The 18,573-nt window shown below is 39.8% G+C and carries 14 protein-coding genes and 1 pseudogene; 14 read left to right on the forward strand and 1 reads right to left on the reverse strand.

What is annotated here, in order from left to right:
• Nucleotides 1–278 precede the first annotated feature (278 nt).
• The 12 genes from ACOMCU_RS04985 (at nucleotide 279) to pnp (ending at nucleotide 15,259) form a co-directional block, all read left to right on the forward strand.
• Entirely contained in the window at nucleotides 279–4,610 is a 4,332-nt protein-coding gene (locus tag ACOMCU_RS04985) for a PolC-type DNA polymerase III (RefSeq protein WP_010858480.1), read from the forward strand.
• A 242-nt stretch (nucleotides 4,611–4,852) separates the two neighbouring features.
• Entirely contained in the window at nucleotides 4,853–5,329 is a 477-nt protein-coding gene (gene rimP, locus ACOMCU_RS04990) for a ribosome maturation factor RimP (RefSeq protein WP_219364767.1), read from the forward strand.
• A gap of 24 nt (nucleotides 5,330–5,353) precedes the next feature.
• Nucleotides 5,354–6,493: a transcription termination factor NusA gene (nusA, locus tag ACOMCU_RS04995; RefSeq protein WP_010858482.1), complete on the forward strand. Its 1,140-nt coding sequence runs from the start codon at nucleotides 5,354–5,356 to the stop codon at nucleotides 6,491–6,493.
• 199 nt (nucleotides 6,494–6,692) lie between these two features.
• Entirely contained in the window at nucleotides 6,693–6,971 is a 279-nt protein-coding gene (gene rnpM, locus ACOMCU_RS05000; RefSeq protein ID WP_036129949.1) for an RNase P modulator RnpM, read from the forward strand.
• Complete coding sequence (locus tag ACOMCU_RS05005) at nucleotides 6,968–7,276, forward strand: YlxQ family RNA-binding protein (protein WP_010858484.1); 309 nt, start codon at nucleotides 6,968–6,970, stop codon at nucleotides 7,274–7,276. Before rnpM ends, ACOMCU_RS05005 begins: the two co-directional genes overlap by 4 nt.
• A gap of 14 nt (nucleotides 7,277–7,290) precedes the next feature.
• Entirely contained in the window at nucleotides 7,291–9,585 is a 2,295-nt protein-coding gene (gene infB / locus ACOMCU_RS05010; RefSeq protein WP_010858485.1) for a translation initiation factor IF-2, read from the forward strand.
• Nucleotides 9,585–9,863, forward strand: coding sequence for a DUF503 domain-containing protein (locus tag ACOMCU_RS05015; protein ID WP_010858486.1), 279 nt, complete (start codon nucleotides 9,585–9,587; stop codon nucleotides 9,861–9,863). Before infB ends, ACOMCU_RS05015 begins: the two co-directional genes overlap by 1 nt.
• 201 nt (nucleotides 9,864–10,064) lie before the next feature.
• Nucleotides 10,065–10,406, forward strand: coding sequence for a 30S ribosome-binding factor RbfA (gene rbfA / locus ACOMCU_RS05020; RefSeq protein ID WP_010858487.1), 342 nt, complete (start codon nucleotides 10,065–10,067; stop codon nucleotides 10,404–10,406).
• Between the two features lie 224 nt (nucleotides 10,407–10,630).
• Nucleotides 10,631–11,542, forward strand: coding sequence for a tRNA pseudouridine(55) synthase TruB (truB, locus tag ACOMCU_RS05025; RefSeq protein ID WP_421049564.1), 912 nt, complete (start codon nucleotides 10,631–10,633; stop codon nucleotides 11,540–11,542).
• A 13-nt stretch (nucleotides 11,543–11,555) separates the two neighbouring features.
• A complete protein-coding gene (gene ribF, locus ACOMCU_RS05030; RefSeq protein WP_421049565.1) occupies nucleotides 11,556–12,506 on the forward strand; it encodes a riboflavin biosynthesis protein RibF in 951 nt (316 codons plus the stop codon).
• 131 nt (nucleotides 12,507–12,637) lie between these two features.
• Nucleotides 12,638–12,907, forward strand: coding sequence for a 30S ribosomal protein S15 (gene rpsO / locus ACOMCU_RS05035; protein WP_010858490.1), 270 nt, complete (start codon nucleotides 12,638–12,640; stop codon nucleotides 12,905–12,907).
• Between the two features lie 237 nt (nucleotides 12,908–13,144).
• On the forward strand, nucleotides 13,145–15,259 hold the full coding sequence (gene pnp / locus ACOMCU_RS05040) for a polyribonucleotide nucleotidyltransferase (protein ID WP_010858491.1): 2,115 nt from the start codon (nucleotides 13,145–13,147) through the stop codon (nucleotides 15,257–15,259).
• Between the two features lie 123 nt (nucleotides 15,260–15,382).
• On the opposite strand, the pseudogene ACOMCU_RS05045 reads toward pnp, so the two are convergent.
• A pseudogene (locus ACOMCU_RS05045) lies at nucleotides 15,383–15,661 on the reverse strand (transposase); the annotation flags it as partial.
• A gap of 538 nt (nucleotides 15,662–16,199) precedes the next feature.
• Between ACOMCU_RS05045 and ACOMCU_RS05050 the strand changes: the two are divergent.
• Entirely contained in the window at nucleotides 16,200–17,423 is a 1,224-nt protein-coding gene (locus tag ACOMCU_RS05050; protein WP_010858493.1) for a M16 family metallopeptidase, read from the forward strand.
• A 156-nt stretch (nucleotides 17,424–17,579) separates the two neighbouring features.
• The gene (locus ACOMCU_RS05055; RefSeq protein ID WP_421049566.1) at nucleotides 17,580–18,572 is read left to right on the forward strand and encodes an ABC transporter substrate-binding protein; all 993 of its coding nucleotides are present in this window, start codon (nucleotides 17,580–17,582) and stop codon (nucleotides 18,570–18,572) included.
• Nucleotide 18,573: the final 1 nt, after the last annotated feature.

An 18,573-nucleotide genomic window follows, 5' to 3' on the forward strand; every position in this document is an offset into this window, starting at 1 on the left:
AACGTGTTATCTCTAAAAGGATGTAGATGCTCCAAAGCGAAGCAATCTTTTTAAATGAGATAGGACAAGTAAAAAATTCGCGACAATCCTGCGGGAAAGCGAGCCATTCAAGACTTTACAGATGCTATGACATCTGTGAGCCTTGCGGATCGCCCGTGGAAAAGGAGCGAATTTTTTTGCATCAATTTTTAGTATTATGCGCTAAATAGAATATAGAACAAGAGGCTCTTCATACTGCCTCTTTCTTTTCATTAAAGTAGAAAGTAGGTGTCAACCGATTGGAACAGCAACAAGAGGCAAGAATGAAATTCCAAATGCTTTTGCAGCAATTAGAGTTAACTGATGATGTGTATATGTCCTTTTTTGAAGAAGGTGAGTTATCACGTTTAACCGTGCATAAAAAAAATAGGCTGTGGCATTTTACGATTAAATTACGTGATATTCTGCCGTTTCCGTTATATCAGCTTTTTCACACACATTTAGCTGAAAAATTTGCTGCTATTGCCCAAATCAATACTACCTTTGAAACCGTAGAAAAAAATGTAACAGAGGAACTAATTCAAGCATATTGGTTAACGGTTGTGGAACAAATCGATGATATGGCGCCGACATTGAAAAATTGTCTTGTATCGCAAATTCCTACATGGAACGGTCAAAAGATTACCTTATCATGCATGCAAGAAATGGAATTCATGATGCTAAAAACGAAGTATGCGGAGAAATTATCAGCGAGCTATAGTCAATTTGGCTTCCCGCCGATAGCGATGGATTTCATGCTACAAGATGCCACTGAAGAAATGCGTGCAGCACAAGAAGCCTTTATAGAGCAGAAGCGGTTAGAAGAAGCAGCAATGGCGCAACAAGCCGTGCAAGACTTCCAAAAACGTGAGCAGGACAAGAAAGATAATCCAGCCTTGGCGGCACTGGGGGATCGACCGTTCCAACTTGGTATGCATATTAAAGACGATGAAATCATGGAAATTAAGCGCATTGTTGAGGAAGAACGCCGTGTCATCGTAGAAGGCTTTGTGTTTGATACAGAAATTAAAGAACTAAAAAGCGGCCGTTCATTGTTACAAATTAAAATTACCGACTATACAGATTCCATCATTGTGAAAATGTTCTCACGTGATAATGATGATGCAGAACTCATGCAACATTTGAAAAAAGGAATGTGGGTAAAAGTACGTGGCTCGGTGCAAACCGATACGTTTATTCGTGATTTAATCGTCATGGCAAATGATATTAATGAAGTGAAAAAAGAAACGCGTCAGGACAAAGCACCAGAAGGCGAAAAACGTGTGGAGTTACATTTGCATACTCCGATGAGTCAAATGGATGCAGTGACACCCGTAGAGAGACTTGTGGCACAGGCGGCGAAGTGGGGACATCCGGCGATTGCCATAACTGATCATGCTATTGTACAATCTTTCCCTGATGCTTATGGAGCGGGGAAAAAACATGGCATTAAGGTCATTTACGGTTTGGAAGCAAATTTAGTAGATGATGGTGTACCCATTGCTTACGCCTCTGAGCATCGAGCATTAGAAGATACAACCTTTGTTGTCTTTGACGTGGAAACAACGGGCCTTTCTACAGCATACGATACGATCATTGAGCTTGCAGCTGTAAAAATTAAAGGTGGCCATGTGATTGACAAGTACGAAAGTTTTGCCAATCCGCATCATGCCCTTTCAGCAACGACCATTGAACTGACAGGCATTACAGATGACATGGTACGCAATGCCCCAGAAGTCGAGCAAGTCATCCATGAATTCCATGCATTTATAGAGGACGCTATCGTTGTGGCACATAATGCTTCCTTCGATATGGGCTTTTTATATACCGGATATAAAAAATATGGTCTAGAAGATACTGTTCATCCAGTAATTGATACGCTAGAGCTTGCACGTTTACTATACCCAACAATGAAGAATCATCGCTTAAACACACTTTGTAAGAAATTTGGGATTGAATTAACCCAGCATCACCGTGCTATTTATGATACAGAGGCAACAGGCTATTTACTATTGCATCTGTTAAAAGAAGCGGATGAACTGGGTATTAAATATCATGATGATTTCAACAAGCATGTCGGTGGTGGTGATGCCTATAAAAAAGCACGACCAATGCACTGTACAATTTTAGCAGTCAATAATGATGGCTTGAAAAATCTGTTTAAAATCGTGACACATGCCCATACAAAAACCTTTTACCGTGTACCCCGTGTAACACGCGCAACGCTTGAACAGTATAGAGAGGGGCTATTAGTCGGCTCAGGCTGCAGTAATGGTGAATTGTTTGAAACGATGATGAATAAATCACCAGAAGAAGCGGAACAAATAGCGAGATTTTATGATTATATTGAAGTGCAACCGAAAGCTGTCTATGCACCATTAATCGAACGTAATGTAGTGCGGGATGAATGGACGATCGAGGATATTATACGTAAGCTTGTAAAGCTTGGGAAAAAGCTAGATAAGCCAGTTGTTGCAACTGGCAATGTTCATTACTTAGATCCAACAGATGCAATGTTTAGACAAATATTGATTGGTTCCCAAGGGGGCGCCAATATTTTAAATAGATCGAAGTTACCGGAGGTTCATTTTAGAACGACGGATGAGATGCTCCATGAATTTGATTTTTTAGGGCCAGATATTGCGAAAGAAATTGTTGTGACAAATTCCCAAAAAATAGCGGATATGATTGGGGATGTAAAACCGATTAAGGATGACCTCTATACACCGAAAATTGAAGGCTCTGATGATGAAGTAACAAATTTAACGTATGAGATGGCCCATCGCATTTACGGTGACGAGTTACCAGAAATCGTCAAGGCTCGTATTGACAAGGAATTAAAGTCGATATTGGGACATGGTTTTGGTGTTATCTATTTAATTTCCGCGAAGCTTGTGAAAAAGTCATTAGCAGATGGCTATTTAGTAGGGTCTCGTGGTTCGGTTGGTTCTTCCCTTGTCGCTACTTTTATGGAAATTACCGAAGTAAATCCACTGCCACCTCATTATATTTGTCCAAATTGTAAGCATGTGGAGTTTTTTGATGATGGTTCGGTTAGCTCAGGCTATGATTTGCCAAATAAGGACTGTACGGAATGTGGCACAGCGTATAAAAAGGACGGTCAAGATATTCCATTCGAAACTTTCCTAGGCTTCAAAGGAGATAAAGTCCCTGATATTGATTTGAACTTCTCAGGGGAATATCAACCGCAAGCACATAACTATACAAAGGTATTGTTTGGAGAAGATTATGTATTCCGTGCAGGGACAATCGGTACAGTTGCGGAGAAGACAGCTTATGGCTACGTAAAAGGCTATGCAAACGATCATAATCTACACTTTCGTGGTGCTGAGGTAGATCGTTTAGTTCAAGGCTGTACAGGAGTAAAACGTACGACAGGGCAACACCCAGGTGGTATCATCGTAGTACCAGATTATATGGATATTTATGATTTCTCACCAGTGCAGTTTCCAGCAGATGCACAAGATTCAGAGTGGCGTACAACACACTTTGATTTCCACTCCATTCACGATAATATTTTAAAGCTCGATATACTCGGGCACGATGATCCAACCGTTATTCGGATGTTGCAGGATTTATCGGGTATTGACCCAAAAACCATTCCAACAGATGATCCGGTCGTGATGAAAATTTTTAGTTCGCCTGAATCCTTGGGTGTTACTGAGAAACAAATTGGTTGTAAGACAGGAACACTTGGAATTCCAGAGTTTGGTACACGTTTCGTGCGTCAAATGCTAGAGGACACAAAACCATCTACGTTCTCAGAGCTTGTGCAAATATCAGGACTCTCTCATGGAACGGACGTTTGGCTGGGTAACGCACAAGAGCTCATTCAAAATGGCACTTGTGTACTGAAAGAAGTAATAGGCTGTCGTGATGACATTATGGTCTATTTAATCTATCAAGGGCTTGAACCATCGTTGGCCTTTAAAATTATGGAATCCGTTCGTAAAGGGAAAGGGTTATCGGGGGAATTTGAAGCCGAGATGCTCGCAAATAAAGTGCCAGGCTGGTATATCGAATCATGTAAAAAAATTAAATACATGTTCCCAAAGGCCCATGCCGCCGCTTATGTCTTAATGGCGGTACGGATAGCTTGGTTTAAGGTTCATTTCCCGATTCTCTATTATGCAGCGTACTTCACAGTGCGAGCAGATGATTTTGATTTAATTTCGATGACACAGGGGTCACAAATGATTCGTGCGAAAATTGATGAAATCAATATGAAGGGCTTAGATGCTTCAACTAAAGAGAAAAACTTACTAACGGTCATGGAACTTGCGCTTGAAATGTGTGAACGTGGTATGAGTTTCAAAAAGGTTGACTTGTATCGTTCCCAAGCTAGTGAGTTCATAATTGATGGTAATGCCTTGATTCCACCTTTTGATGCGATTCCTGGTCTTGGTACGAACGTTGCAAAAACAATTGTAGCTGCTCGTGAAGATGGAGAGTTTTTATCGAAGGAAGATTTACAGCAACGCGGTCGAGTGTCAAAAACACTTATTGAGTATATGGATCAATTAGGGTGTTTGGAAGGGATGCCAGACGCGAACCAACTGTCATTATTTTAACGATACTTTATTGTCCTAAATAAGGAAATTTGCAATGTAATGTGAATTGTGCTATCCTTATGGTAATAATTTGTTGATAGTTTTCCAGCAAAAGAGTGGGTCCTTCCCGCTCTTTTCTGTTGTTATATCGTAGCAAAACAAATTTTTTGACTAACAGCAGGTAAGACCGTCAAATTTCACCAAAGCAAATGGTGGAATTTCTGTTTTATTACGCCAGAAATTGATAAATGCAGGAGGAAACAATGAGCAAAGTACCATCTGTTATTGAAGAACTTGCCATGCCAATTGTTGAAGAGTTAAATCTTGAGTTAGTGGATGTCGAGTTCGTAAAAGAAGGACGTAACTGGTTTTTACGTGTTTATGTGGATACACCTGAGGGTGGAATTGACATTGACCAATGTGCTCAAGTTAGTGAACGACTTAGTTTACTGTTGGATGAAAAAGATCCGATTACACAAAACTATTATTTAGAAGTATCTTCACCAGGTGCAGAACGTCCATTGAAAAAAGATGCTGATTTTGAAAAAGCGATTGGTAAATTTATTTATGTAAAAACCTATGAGCCCATCAAGGACATGAAGGAATTCCAAGGCTACTTAACGTCATACGATAATCATACAATAGTGATGGAAGTACGTATTAAAACGCGAAAAATTACAGTAACAATTGAACAGGAAAAAATCGCTTTGGCACGACTTGCCATCGATTTCACAGCATAATGCATATTTAGGAGTGAAAACAAAATGAGTAGTGATTTGTTAGATGCGCTAACTGCGCTAGAAGAACAAAAAGGAATTTCAAGAGATGTGTTAATCGAAGCGATTGAGGCGGCATTAGTAACAGCATACAAACGCAACTTTAACCAAGCTCAAAATGTCCGAGTAGATTTAAATTTAGATAAGGGCTCAATTCGTGTATTTTCACGAAAAGATGTTGTGGAAGAAGTAGATGACGATCGCTTACAAATTTCATTAGAAGATGCAAAGGCCATTAATCCAGCATATCAATTAGAGGATATCGTAGAGCAAGAAGTAACGCCTCGTAATTTTGGCCGAATCGCAGCACAAACAGCGAAACAGGTTGTTACACAACGTGTACGTGAGGCAGAGCGAGGCTTAATTTATGAGCAGTATGTGGATCGTGAGGATGATATTGTCACAGGTGTTGTTGAACGTCTAGATGCGCGTAATATTTATGTTGGGCTAGGTAAAGTCGAAGCAGCGTTACCACAAAACGAACAAATTCAAGGTGAAACGTATCATCCACATGATCGTATTAAAGTATACATTACGAAAGTTGAACGTACGACGCGTGGACCACAAGTCATTGTATCGCGTACACACCCTGGCTTACTACGTCGTTTATTTGAAATGGAAGTACCTGAAATTTATGAGGGTATTGTCGAAATCAAATCCATTGCACGTGAGGCTGGCGATCGTTCTAAAATCTCTGTCTTTGCTCATAATGAGGAAGTCGATCCGGTTGGTTCTTGTGTTGGTGCCAAAGGTGCGCGTGTACAAACAATTGTCAATGAATTAAACGGTGAGAAAATTGATATTGTTGAATGGTCAGAAGATCCTGTTGTATTTGTAGCAAATGCTCTTAGTCCTTCAAAAGTATTAGATGTGCAAGTGAATGAAGAAGAAAAGTCAACAACTGTTGTCGTGCCAGACTATCAATTGTCTTTAGCAATCGGTAAACGCGGTCAAAATGCTCGATTAGCTGCGAAACTAACTGGTTGGAAAATTGATATTAAAAGTGAAACAGATGCACGTGAGTTAGGTATTTACCCATCTGCAACAAGCACTTTTGTACCTGCGGAAGATGTGGAAAGCGACTACGAAGATGTAGCAGTTGACTTATATCAAGACGACGAAGAATAAGTAAGAAAGCCCGTGTGACTAGTCAACTGACTTCATGCTGTGGACGCCTAGCGTCGACTGCATAAAGTCATAGTCACCGGCACATGTCTTGGATTTGGCATGACGATGCCAAATCCGAAACTACGCTGAAGCAGTTAGTTTTAGTTATATTATGGTTAGTCCACCTCTTACGAAGCTTCAGAGAGGAAAGGTGATTCTTATGGTGGTTAATAAAAAAGTGCCTCTTCGAAAATGTGTAGCCACTGGAGAAATGCTACCAAAAAAAGAAATGATTCGGGTTGTTCGTTCGAAAGAGGGCGAAGTAAGCGTTGATGTCTCGGGGAAAAAGCCTGGACGTGGCGCCTATGTTTCAAAGTCAGAACAAGCGATTGACATCGCACGCAAGAAAAATGTTTTAGGGCACCAACTTGATGTAAAAATTCCTGAAGAAGTCTACGAAGAACTACTAACGATTATTCGTAGGGAGTCAATACTATGACAAATCAAGCAGTGTTTAATTTGCTTGGCATCGCGGCAAGAGCCCGTAAAGTCATTTCAGGAGAAGAGTTAGTAGTAAAGGAAGTCCGCAATGGTAATGCTAAGATAGTACTGCTTGCAAACGATGCTTCTAAAAACTCTAGCAAAAAAATTCAAGATAAATGCACGTATTACAACGTTGAGTATCATGTAGTTGGCGATCGTTATGATCTAGGACATGCTACAGGTAAAGAAGCCCGAGTGGCTCTAGCTATTACCGATAAAGGTTTTGCAAGCAAATTGTCTAGTCTACTCAACGAAAAATAATCGGGGGTGAGCAGATGACCAAAATCAGAGTTCATGAATATGCGAAACAAGTGAATAAGTCGAGTAAAGAGGTTATTGAAGCGCTAAATAAATTAAATGTGAGTGTAACCAATCATATGTCTATGTTGGAAAACGACACAGTGACAAAGTTAAACCAATCATTTAAACCAGCAACTGAGAAAAAACAAGCGCAACAACCTACTCAAAATGCATCACAACGATCACAATCTAATGGGCAACAAAGACCACAACAATCGGTGAAAAAACAAGAGGGACAAAAGCAGCAATCTGTTACCTCTAAACCAAGAACGAACACTCAGCAACAATCTCAACAATCGTACCAAAACCAAAATTCGTCTAACGAAAAATCTAAGAATACTAAAGGTAATCAAAATCGAAATATGACACAAAATAATAATAACAACAACAATAATAATAACCGAAGAGGCGGCGGCTACAACCAACGTCCAAAACCAGGAATTCACGGCGGTAAACGCCGTCATCCAAAAACGCATCAGCCTACATTACCAGTGAAACAAAAAGAATTACCAGAAAAAATTACATTTGTTGAATCTCTTTCTGTCGCAGAATTAGCTAAAAAGCTGCACCGTGAGCCATCTGAAATCATTAAAAAATTATTCATGCTTGGTGTAATGGCGACAATTAACCAAGAATTAGATAAGGATGCAATCGAGTTAATTTGTACAGACTATGGTGTAGAAGTAGAAGAAGAAATTCGTATAGATATTACGGATTTAGAAACGCACTTCGAACAAACAGAGGAAGTAAATGAAGCAGAATTATCAGAACGTCCTCCTGTAGTAACAATTATGGGTCACGTTGACCATGGTAAAACAACGTTACTAGATTCTATCCGTCATACAAAAGTTACAGCTGTAGAAGCGGGTGGTATTACGCAACATATCGGTGCTTACCAAGTAACTGAAGGCGATAAGAAAATTACATTCCTAGATACACCTGGACATGCTGCTTTCACAACGATGCGTGCACGTGGTGCGAAAGTAACGGACTTAACAATTTTAGTGGTAGCTGCGGATGATGGTGTAATGCCTCAAACCGTTGAAGCCATCAACCATGCAAAAGCGGCAGAAGTGCCAATTATTGTAGCGGTTAATAAGATGGATAAACCTTCAGCAAACCCTGACCGCGTTATGCAAGAATTAACAGAACATGGTTTAGTACCTGAAGCTTGGGGTGGCGAAACAATTTTCGTACCAATCTCAGCATTAAAAGGTGAAGGTATCGATACATTATTAGAAATGGTATTACTTGTAGCTGAGGTTGGCGAGTTAAAAGCAAATCCTGACCGTTTAGCACTTGGTACAGTGATCGAAGCACAGCTTGATAAAGGCCGTGGTTCAGTAGCGACGCTTTTAGTACAAGATGGCACATTAAAAGTTGGAGATCCAATCGTAGTTGGCCATGCATATGGTCGTGTACGTGCAATGGTCAATGATAAAGGCCGTCGTGTCAAAGAGGCTGGTCCATCAACACCAGTAGAAATTACAGGTTTAAGCGATGTACCACAAGCTGGTGACCGCTTCGTTGTATTCGAAGACGAAAAAACAGCACGCCAAGTTGGGGAAACACGTGCAATGACAGCGATTCAAGCACAACGTTCTGAAAAGCAACGTGTCACGCTGGATAACTTGTTTGAACAAATGAGCCAAGGCGAAATGAAAGAACTTAACTTAATCGTTAAAGCTGACGTACAGGGTACAGTAGAAGCAATGGCTGCATCACTTATGAAAATTGATGTCGAAGGCGTTAACGTGAAAATTATTCATACTGGTGCTGGGGCAATTACAGAATCAGATATTTCTCTTGCGGCAGCATCAAATGCCATTGTTATTGGCTTCAACGTACGTCCTGATGTCAATGCAAAACGTGCAGCTGAAGAAGAAGGCGTAGACATTCGTTTACACCGCGTTATCTACAAAGTAATCGAAGAAATCGAGCAAGCGATGAAAGGTATGCTTGATCCAGAATTTGAAGAAAAAATTATTGGTCAGGCGGAAGTTCGTCAAACGATTAAAGTATCAAAAGTTGGTACAATTGCCGGTTCTTATATAACAGAAGGTAAAGTAACTCGCGATTCTGGCGTACGCGTCATCCGTGACAACGTCGTGATTTTCGAAGGTGAACTAGATACATTAAAACGCTTCAAAGATGAAGTAAAAGAAGTGGCAAGAGGTTACGAATGTGGTATTACAATTACAAACTTCAATGATATTAAAGAAGGCGACATTATTGAAGCTTACATTATGGAAGAAATTAAACGTTCATAATGATTGTCTATGCAGAGGTTGAATTCATCATTCAAACTGCCCATTCGTTAAAGGAAAAACGCGCTGTCTTACAGCGTATGATTACCCGCACAAAGCAGAAATTTAATGTGTCCATTGCGGAAATTGACCATCAAAATGTATGGCAGCGAACAAAATTAGCGCTTGTTGCTGTTTCTTCTTCGAAAGATGCAGCTGAGCGTGAAATCAATCATGCACTCCATTATTTGCAGTCAAATCCGTCTTGGGAGCAGCTAAATGTGTGGCGAGACTATTTATAAGTAGGGAAGGGTTTTTGCGCTTATTTGTACGCGAGAGACATAGTACTGTTAGCAGCTATGTCTCTATCCGTGTATAACATGTGCTTGGATCATTCAATCTTGCTACTCCTCTATATGTTTCACCGTTGAGGACGTGTTAGCAAGAGTAGAACCCAAGCAAGTAGTGTAACAATCTGGACATCGAAATTGAGGTGACGAACTATGTCTCTACGCTCAAATCGTGTTGCTGAGCAAATGAAAAAAGAACTTGGTGAGATTATTGGCCGTAAAGTTAAAGATCCACGTGTTGGCTTCGTAACTGTTACAGGCGTTGACGTAACAGGTGATTTACAACAAGCAACAATTTATATCACTTCTCTAGGCAATGAACGCGAACGAGAGGAAACACTAAAAGCATTAGTAAAAGCTTCCGGTTTCATTCGTTCAGAAATCGGTTCACGTATCCGTTTACGTCGAACACCTGAGTTAATCTTTGAGTTTGATTCATCGATTGAATATGGGAACCGAATTGATTCATTACTACGTGATTTACACAAAGAATAACCAATGTGCTTAAGCGCTCTACTATCCCCGACAAGCGTTGAAGAGCCCAAAGTGAGAGGGATACTTACACTTTCACCCGATGCTTTACGACCGCTAAGGGAACGAGCTAAGGCCTACAAGAATAGAAAATAAAAAAGTCTGCCACATGCATGTCCATGCAGGCAGGCTTTTTTCTGTATGTTAGTACAAATACACGAAGGTAAATTTGAATTTGGGGGATTTATATGAACGGTATTTTACCGCTTTGGAAGGAACGTGGCATGACGAGCCATGATTGCGTATTTAAATTACGAAAGATATTACGTACAAAAAAGGTTGGCCATACAGGGACTCTGGATCCTGGTGTGGAGGGTGTCCTACCTATTTGCATTGGCCAGGCAACTCGTATTGCAGAATATTTAACAGATGCGGGCAAGACATATGAAGCGGTTATTTCGATTGGACGGACAACAACAACAGAGGATGCAGAAGGGGAAACAGTTGAGGAAGATAACACAAATAAGTCGTTTACACGTGCTAAACTGCTCGAAGTATTAGCTTCCTTAACAGGGGTTATTAATCAAACACCACCGATGTTTTCGGCTGTTAAAGTGAATGGTAAGCGCTTATATGAATATGCACGTAAGGGAGAAACTGTCGAGAGACCAACCCGTCAGGTGACAATTCATGCCTTAGAGCTACTAGATAATGCGGATTTTTACGAAGGACAAGAAATAACTTTCCCTGTCCGTATAGCCTGTAGCAAGGGCACATATATACGCACTTTATCGGTTCAAATTGGCGAGGCACTTGGGTATCCAGCCCATATGAAAGAACTCGTTCGTACAGCGTCAGGCACATTTACACAAGACAATTGTTTTACATTGGCACAAGTAGCAGAGCTAATGGAAGCAGAACAAGTCAATACTTGTATTTTACCTGTTGAGCATGCACTATCAGATTACCCATATATTGAGATATCGCCTGCTATTGAAAAAGAAATTTTCAATGGACAAGTGCTTCCAGCAGATGCATTATTAAAGATACATGATAAAATTGTGTTTGGGATTAATGGGAAAGCATTTGCGGTATATCAAGCTCATCCGACAAAGGAAGGGTTTATGAAGCCACATAAAATGTTCCCGACGATAGAGTAGGAGGATTTTTTGTATGGAGGTCATTCATTTAAAATACCCACATCAATTACAGCAACGAGAAAGTATGCAACCGTATTCTTTGGCCATTGGTTTCTTTGATGGCGTGCATATTGGACATCAGTCAGTTATTGAAGCAGCAAAGAATGAAGGGAACAAGCGACAAATTCCAACTGCCGTTATGACATTTGATCCACATCCTTCCTTGGTGCTAGGTGGACGTAATGAAAAGGTATTTTACATTACATTACTACAACAAAAATTACAATTATTTGAAGAAAAAGGTGTTGATAAAGTATTTGTAGTGCATTTTACGTCGGATTTTGCAAAGCTGTCTCCAGCTGATTTTGTGGATACTTTTATCCGTTCATTGAATATTCAGCATGTGACTGCTGGCTTTGATTTTTCATTTGGTGCATTTGGCAAAGGCACTATGGAAGATATGCGTGCATTAAGTGATGGGGATTATGGCGTGACAGTTGTTGACAAGAAGGCAGATGAGCTAGAAAAAATTAGCTCCACTCGTATTCGCAAGTTATTGCAAGAGGGCGATATGGAAGCAGCGCGTACGCTATTAGGACGACCTTTCGAAGTAACGGGAATGGTTGTTCATGGTGATAAGCGCGGACGCACGATTGGCTTTCCTACTGCGAATGTCCAAGCATTAGAGGGCGCATTTATTCCAGCAAGTGGTGTATATGCTGTACGTCTCCTTGTCCAAAATAAATGGTATGATGGTGTTTGCAACGTAGGCTATAAACCAACGTTCAAAGACCCAAATGACAAGCAACTATCTATCGAGGTACATATTTTAAACTTCGAAAAAAATATTTACGGTGAAGAAGTACATGTCACTTGGTATAAACGAATTCGTAGCGAGCGAAAATTCGATGGAATAGAATCATTGAAAATACAGATCGAAAAAGACAAACAGGAAACAATTCAATATTTTGAGGCTCTGCGTTAATGCTTGCCTGGTCTATTGTTTTATGGTAACATTCATAAGTGCATAAAGTGCTTAACCTTAGCTCGGTATATCGATGACTCCAACGTTTACTGTGCTAGTGGGGATTAACAATTATTTAGGAGGTCAATAAAATGGCTATTACACAAGAACGTAAAAACGAAATTATCGCTGAGTACCGTACACACGAAAGTGATACTGGTTCTCCAGAAGTACAAGTTGCAGTTTTAACAGCGGAAATCAACGCTTTAAACACGCACTTACGTACACACAAAAAAGATTTCCACTCAGAACGTGGTCTTCTTAAAATGGTAGGTCGTCGTCGTCACTTACTTAAATATCTTCGTGAAACTGACGTTCAACGTTACCGTGAACTAATCAATCGTTTAGGCTTACGTCGCTAATTGACAATCGAAAAGCGGGATTATTCCCGCTTTTTCTTTATGTTTTAAAACTTTATACACCTTAAAATAAAGCCACTTAAACCAAAAAGAAATAAATCCTAAATAAATTGGCAATAACTAAATTTAAATGTATGATTATTTAATGAAATATTTAGCATAGAACAAGCATTTTTGGTACACTTACTATTAGTACATACAGACGAGTAAGTGTTTTTATAATAGAGAGGGGTTCATTGAATGAACGAAAAGAAAGTCTATTCCTACGAATGGGCTGGCCGTCCACTAATTATTGAAGTTGGACAGTTAGCTAAACAAGCAAATGGAGCTGCATTAGTGCGTTATGGAGATACTTCTGTACTAGCAACAGCAACAATGTCAAAATCACCAAAACCACTTGATTTCTTCCCATTAACAGTAAATTATGAGGAACGTTTATATGCAGCGGGTAAAATCCCTGGTGGCTTTATCAAACGTGAAGGCCGTCCTTCTGAGAATGCAATTTTAACGAGCCGTTTAATCGACCGTCCAATTCGTCCAATGTTCCCAGATGGTTTCCGTAATGAAGTACAAGTTATTTCTATGGTTATGTCAAATGATTCAGATTGTACGGCAGAAATGGCTGCAATGATCGGTTCATCTTTAGCTTTAGCGATTTCGGATATTCCGTTTGACGGACCAATCGCAGGCGTTCAAGTTGGTTATATCGACGGTGAATTCGTTGTGAACCCAACTGTCGAACAATCGAAATATTCAACTGTACACTTAACAGTGGCAGGTAACAAGGACGCTATCAACATGGTTGAAGCAGGCGCTCTAGAAGTGCCTGAAGAAATTATGCTTGAGGCAATTATGTTTGGTCATGATGAAATTAAAAAAATTATCGCTTTCCAAGAGCAAATTGTAGCTGAGGTTGGTAAAGAGAAAAAAGAAATTACTTTATTCGAAATCGACGAAGCGATTCAAGCTGATATTAAAGCTGCATGTGAAACAGAAATGCATGATGCAATTCAAACAGTTGAAAAACATGCACGTGAAGAAGCGATTCGAACTGTAAAAGAACGCATTGTTGCTTCTTATGAAGAACAAGAAGCTGATGATATAACGATGAAACAAGTACACACAATTTTAGATAAAATGGTGAAAGACGAAGTACGTCGTCAAATTACTGAAGATAAAATTCGTCCAGACGGTCGTAAATTAGACGAAATTCGTGCACTTTCTTCTGAAACTGGTTTACTACAACGTACACATGGTTCGGCACTATTCACACGTGGACAAACACAAGCCCTTTCAATTTGTACATTAGGCGCGCTTGGCGACGTACAAATTATCGATGGCTTAGGTATAGAAGAATCTAAACGCTTCATGCATCACTACAATTTCCCTCAATTCTCAGTAGGGGAAACTGGCCCAATTCGTGGACCAGGTCGTCGTGAAATTGGTCACGGTGCTTTAGGTGAACGTGCATTATTAGCAGTTTTACCAGATGAAAATGCATTCCCATACACAATTCGTTGTGTATCTGAGGTACTGGAATCAAACGGTTCAACATCTCAAGCTTCTATCTGTGCTTCAACTTTAGCAATGATGGATGCAGGTGTGCCATTAAAAGCACCAGTTGCTGGTATCGCAATGGGTCTTATTAAAAAAGGTGAGCATTATTCAATCCTAACAGACATTCAAGGGATGGAAGATCATCTTGGAGACATGGACTTTAAAGTAGCGGGTACTGCAAAAGGTGTAACTGCCCTTCAAATGGATATTAAAATTGACGGTTTATCACGTAATATTTTAGAAGAAGCGTTAACACAAGCTAAAATTGGTCGTATGCATATTCTAGAATCAATGCTTGCAACACTTGCAGAGCCACGTGCAAAATTATCTGCTTATGCGCCAAAAATTGTGATTGTGAAAATCAATCCTGATAAAATCCGTGATGTAATCGGACCTGGTGGTAAACAAATTAATAAAATTATTGAAGAAACTGGCGTGAAAATTGATACAGAGCAAGATGGTACAATTTACATCTCTTCTGCAGATGAAGACATGAATGCACGTGCAAAACAAATTATTGAAGACATCGTACGTGAAGCAAAAGTGGGCGAGTACTACTTATCGACAGTAAAACGTATTGAAAAATTCGGTGCATTCTGTGAAATCTTCGCTGGTAAAGATGGCTTACTACACATCTCAGAGATTCAAGAAGAACGCACAAAACAAGTTGAGGACGTACTAAAACTTGGCGATCAATTACTTGTAAAAGTGATTGAAATCGACAAGCAAGGTCGTGTGAACCTATCTCGTAAAGTGGTTGTACAAGAGGAAAAAGAACGCGCTGAACAAGATAAATAATAAAGTGAAGAGGCTGGGACATAAATAGTTTCAGTTCACGTAAAAAATCGAGATTGCATGATGCAATCTCGATTTTTGCGTTTGTTTTTGACTAGATGTAGTGGAGGATTATCCTCGTACCGCATATTTTCTTCTATTCACGGCCATTAGTGCGAGGCCGATTTCGTTCTCAGCTTTCGATTTTCCACGGACAGAAAATCGTGTGAAACCTAAATTAGCTTTCAAGAATCCGAAAACTGGCACCACGTCAACTTTGCGTTGACGGTAAATCATAGCCGTTTCTTCTTCTGAAAGCTTCGCTCTTACATATTCTTTTTGCTCTTCCCATTTCTCATTGACCATGAGCTTTCGATTCGTGCCTTCTTGTGCTTTTGTACAAAACTTACGCAATGGACAACCTGCGTGATGGATGAAAGGAACGAAAGCTTAAATCGGATTACTTTGACTAAATGGTGGATAGAAAAGGCGGTATCGTTTTTCTTGTAATTTCACTTCTAAATCTAGCGGTAAAATGAGTTGATTCATGTTATAATCTTTAAACATAAGTTCTTTCTATGTTAATTTTTGTAGGGGTACTTAAATTTTATCAGAAGATGTCCTTTTTTTATGCCTAAAATTATGAATAGATTTAATTGAAATAGAAGTGTTTCATTAGTTGTTCGGAGCGAAGGCGGCGACTCCAGTGGGAACAGCACGCACGAGCGGAAGCACCCGGACTGAGCGAAGCGAGGGAGAAGGCTGGAGTCGTGCCCGTGGAAAGCGTCCGCCGTAGCGGATAACAACGGCTACGAAGTAGACTAAAAAACAAAGCCTCGAAGATTTTACTAATCGTAAAATTTTCGAGGCTTTTCATTTTTGAAGTGAGTTGTTTTGTCCCAATCTCTTTTTTGAGATATAATAACAGACTAACATATATAATATTGCTAATGGGGGAGATTGTTTGGTTCAAGTACATACATGTCACAACGGTGTTCGTATTGTATCGGAGCAAATTGACCATGTGCGCTCTGTGGCACTTGGCATTTTTGTGGATGCTGGCTCACGATACGAGTTACCAGAGGAAAACGGTATTACACATTTTATTGAGCATATGTTATTTAAAGGGACAAAGACGCGTTCGGCACGTCAAATTGCCGAAGAATTTGATCGTATCGGTGGAGAGTTAAATGCCTTCACATCCAAGGAAAATACGTGCTATTATGCAAAAGTATTAGACCATCATGCAGCGCTTGCGATGACAATATTAGCGGATATGTTCTTTAACTCGACGTTTGCCAAAGAAGAATTAGAGAAGGAACGTCAAGTGGTACTAGAAGAAATTTTAATGAGTGAAGATGCTCCTGATGACGATGTCCATGAAAAGCTATGGGAAGTCATGTATCCAAACGATGCGCTCGGTCGCCCAATTTTAGGCACTGCAGCAACATTACAAACGTTTACAGCTGACATGATTCGCAACTATATGGCAAAACATTATGGACCGCAATCTGTCGTTATTTCAATTGCTGGAAACATTTCAGCAGAACTTTTGGCAACTATTGAGAACTTGTTTGGGCATTATCAGGCATCACCACTTGCCGTAGCGCCAATTCTTACAAAACCTCAGTTTCATGCAGGCGAAGTTGTGAAAGCACGTGACACGGAGCAGGCGCATTTAGCACTGTCTTATCCAGCTATTGGTGTAAAAGACCCAGACATGTATAGCTTTATTGCACTTAATAATATTATTGGTGGCAATATGAGCTCTCGCCTGTTTCAAGAGGTGCGTGAAGAGCGCGGCCTAGCCTATACAATATTCTCTTATCAATCCTGTTATGCAGACGTTGGTGCATTTACGATATACGGTAGTACAAGCCGTCAGCAATTACCCCAGCTACAACATACAATCGATGCAACAATGCTTGATATCGTAGCAGGTGGTGTCACAGAGGAAGAACTCGATAATGCAAAAGAACAGCTAAAAGGTAGTTTTGTCTTAGGTCTAGAAGGAACAGGCGCACGTATGAACCGCAACGGGACAAGTGAACTTGTGCATCGAAGACATCGTTCGGTAGATGAAGTTTTAGCTTCTATTGATGCTGTATCAATGGCATCGGTAGATCGTTTAATAGCCAAAATATTAAAATCAGAACCAGCCATTTCAATAATCGGCCCTGATTTATAAATAATGCAGAATCATTCACTAAGCTAAAGGTGAATGATTCTTTTTTTTCCTTTCATAGAAAAAGACTTTCTCAATTAACTATTGATATTCTCAATAAACTTTGTTAGCATAAATGATATTGAAAATCATTATCATCTGTTGGGAGGATATTTATAAATGAAGAAGTTTGCTTGTCTAGGTTTGATAACGTTATCATTAGCACTTTTTGGATGTGCAGAACAACAGGAAAAAGTTAAGAGTGAAGATTCCGTTGAAGTGGAGGTGCAGGGACAAGGGGCAGATACGGCAGCTACAGAAAGCGATGTATTGGCAGATGGTATTGATGAAGGAAAATTCCAAGAATTACTAGATGCTTTTCCAGTTACGGTTCCAGATAAAATTGCAACGACGTCTGTTCCTTTAACAGAAATGCTGCATTTGTTGGATATTAAACCTGTAGGAGTTCCGACATCTACAAATCCGATTCCAGCAGATTTTGATGCGATTACACGTATCGGCTCACCGATGGCACCTGATTTAGAGGTCATTTCAAGTTTACAAACAGATTTGATTCTTGGTGCATCCTCATTACAAGATTCACTGGATAAAACGTTACAAGGAATGAATTTACAAGCGGCTTATTTACCGACAGATTCGTTTGAAGATTTAAAACTAAGCTTTAAAGTATTAGGCACGTACTTTGGCAAAGAAGAAAAAATGAATGAAGTACTACAAAATATTGTAGAAAAGGAACAAGAATTAGCGAAGCTTGCGCAAGGCAAAGAACTGCCGTCAGTTATGTTGGTGATTGGAACATCGGATGACTTCATGGTTATGAACGATAAATCGTATTTAGGAAGTTTAGTAGAACAACTAGGTGCAAATAATATAGCTAAGTCAGTCTTAAAAACGGAATCCACATACTCAGCAATTAACTTGGAAGATATTGTTGTCGCTGATCCAGATATGATTTTTGTATTGGCGTCAGGGGATCACGGAGCAAATGAAGATAAGTTCAAACAAGAAGTGGCTAAAAATAGTGCTTGGACACAATTATCAGCCTATAAAAACGATAAAATTCATATACTAGATTATAGTATATTTGGTGTAACATCTATTACAAATGTCGATACAGCGTTAACAACAATTGCTGATTATTTCCTTGAATAGC

The organism is Lysinibacillus sp. UGB7, from assembly GCF_049058285.1.
In the GTDB taxonomy this organism is placed as follows: Bacteria; Bacillota; Bacilli; order Bacillales_A; family Planococcaceae; genus Lysinibacillus; species Lysinibacillus sphaericus_B.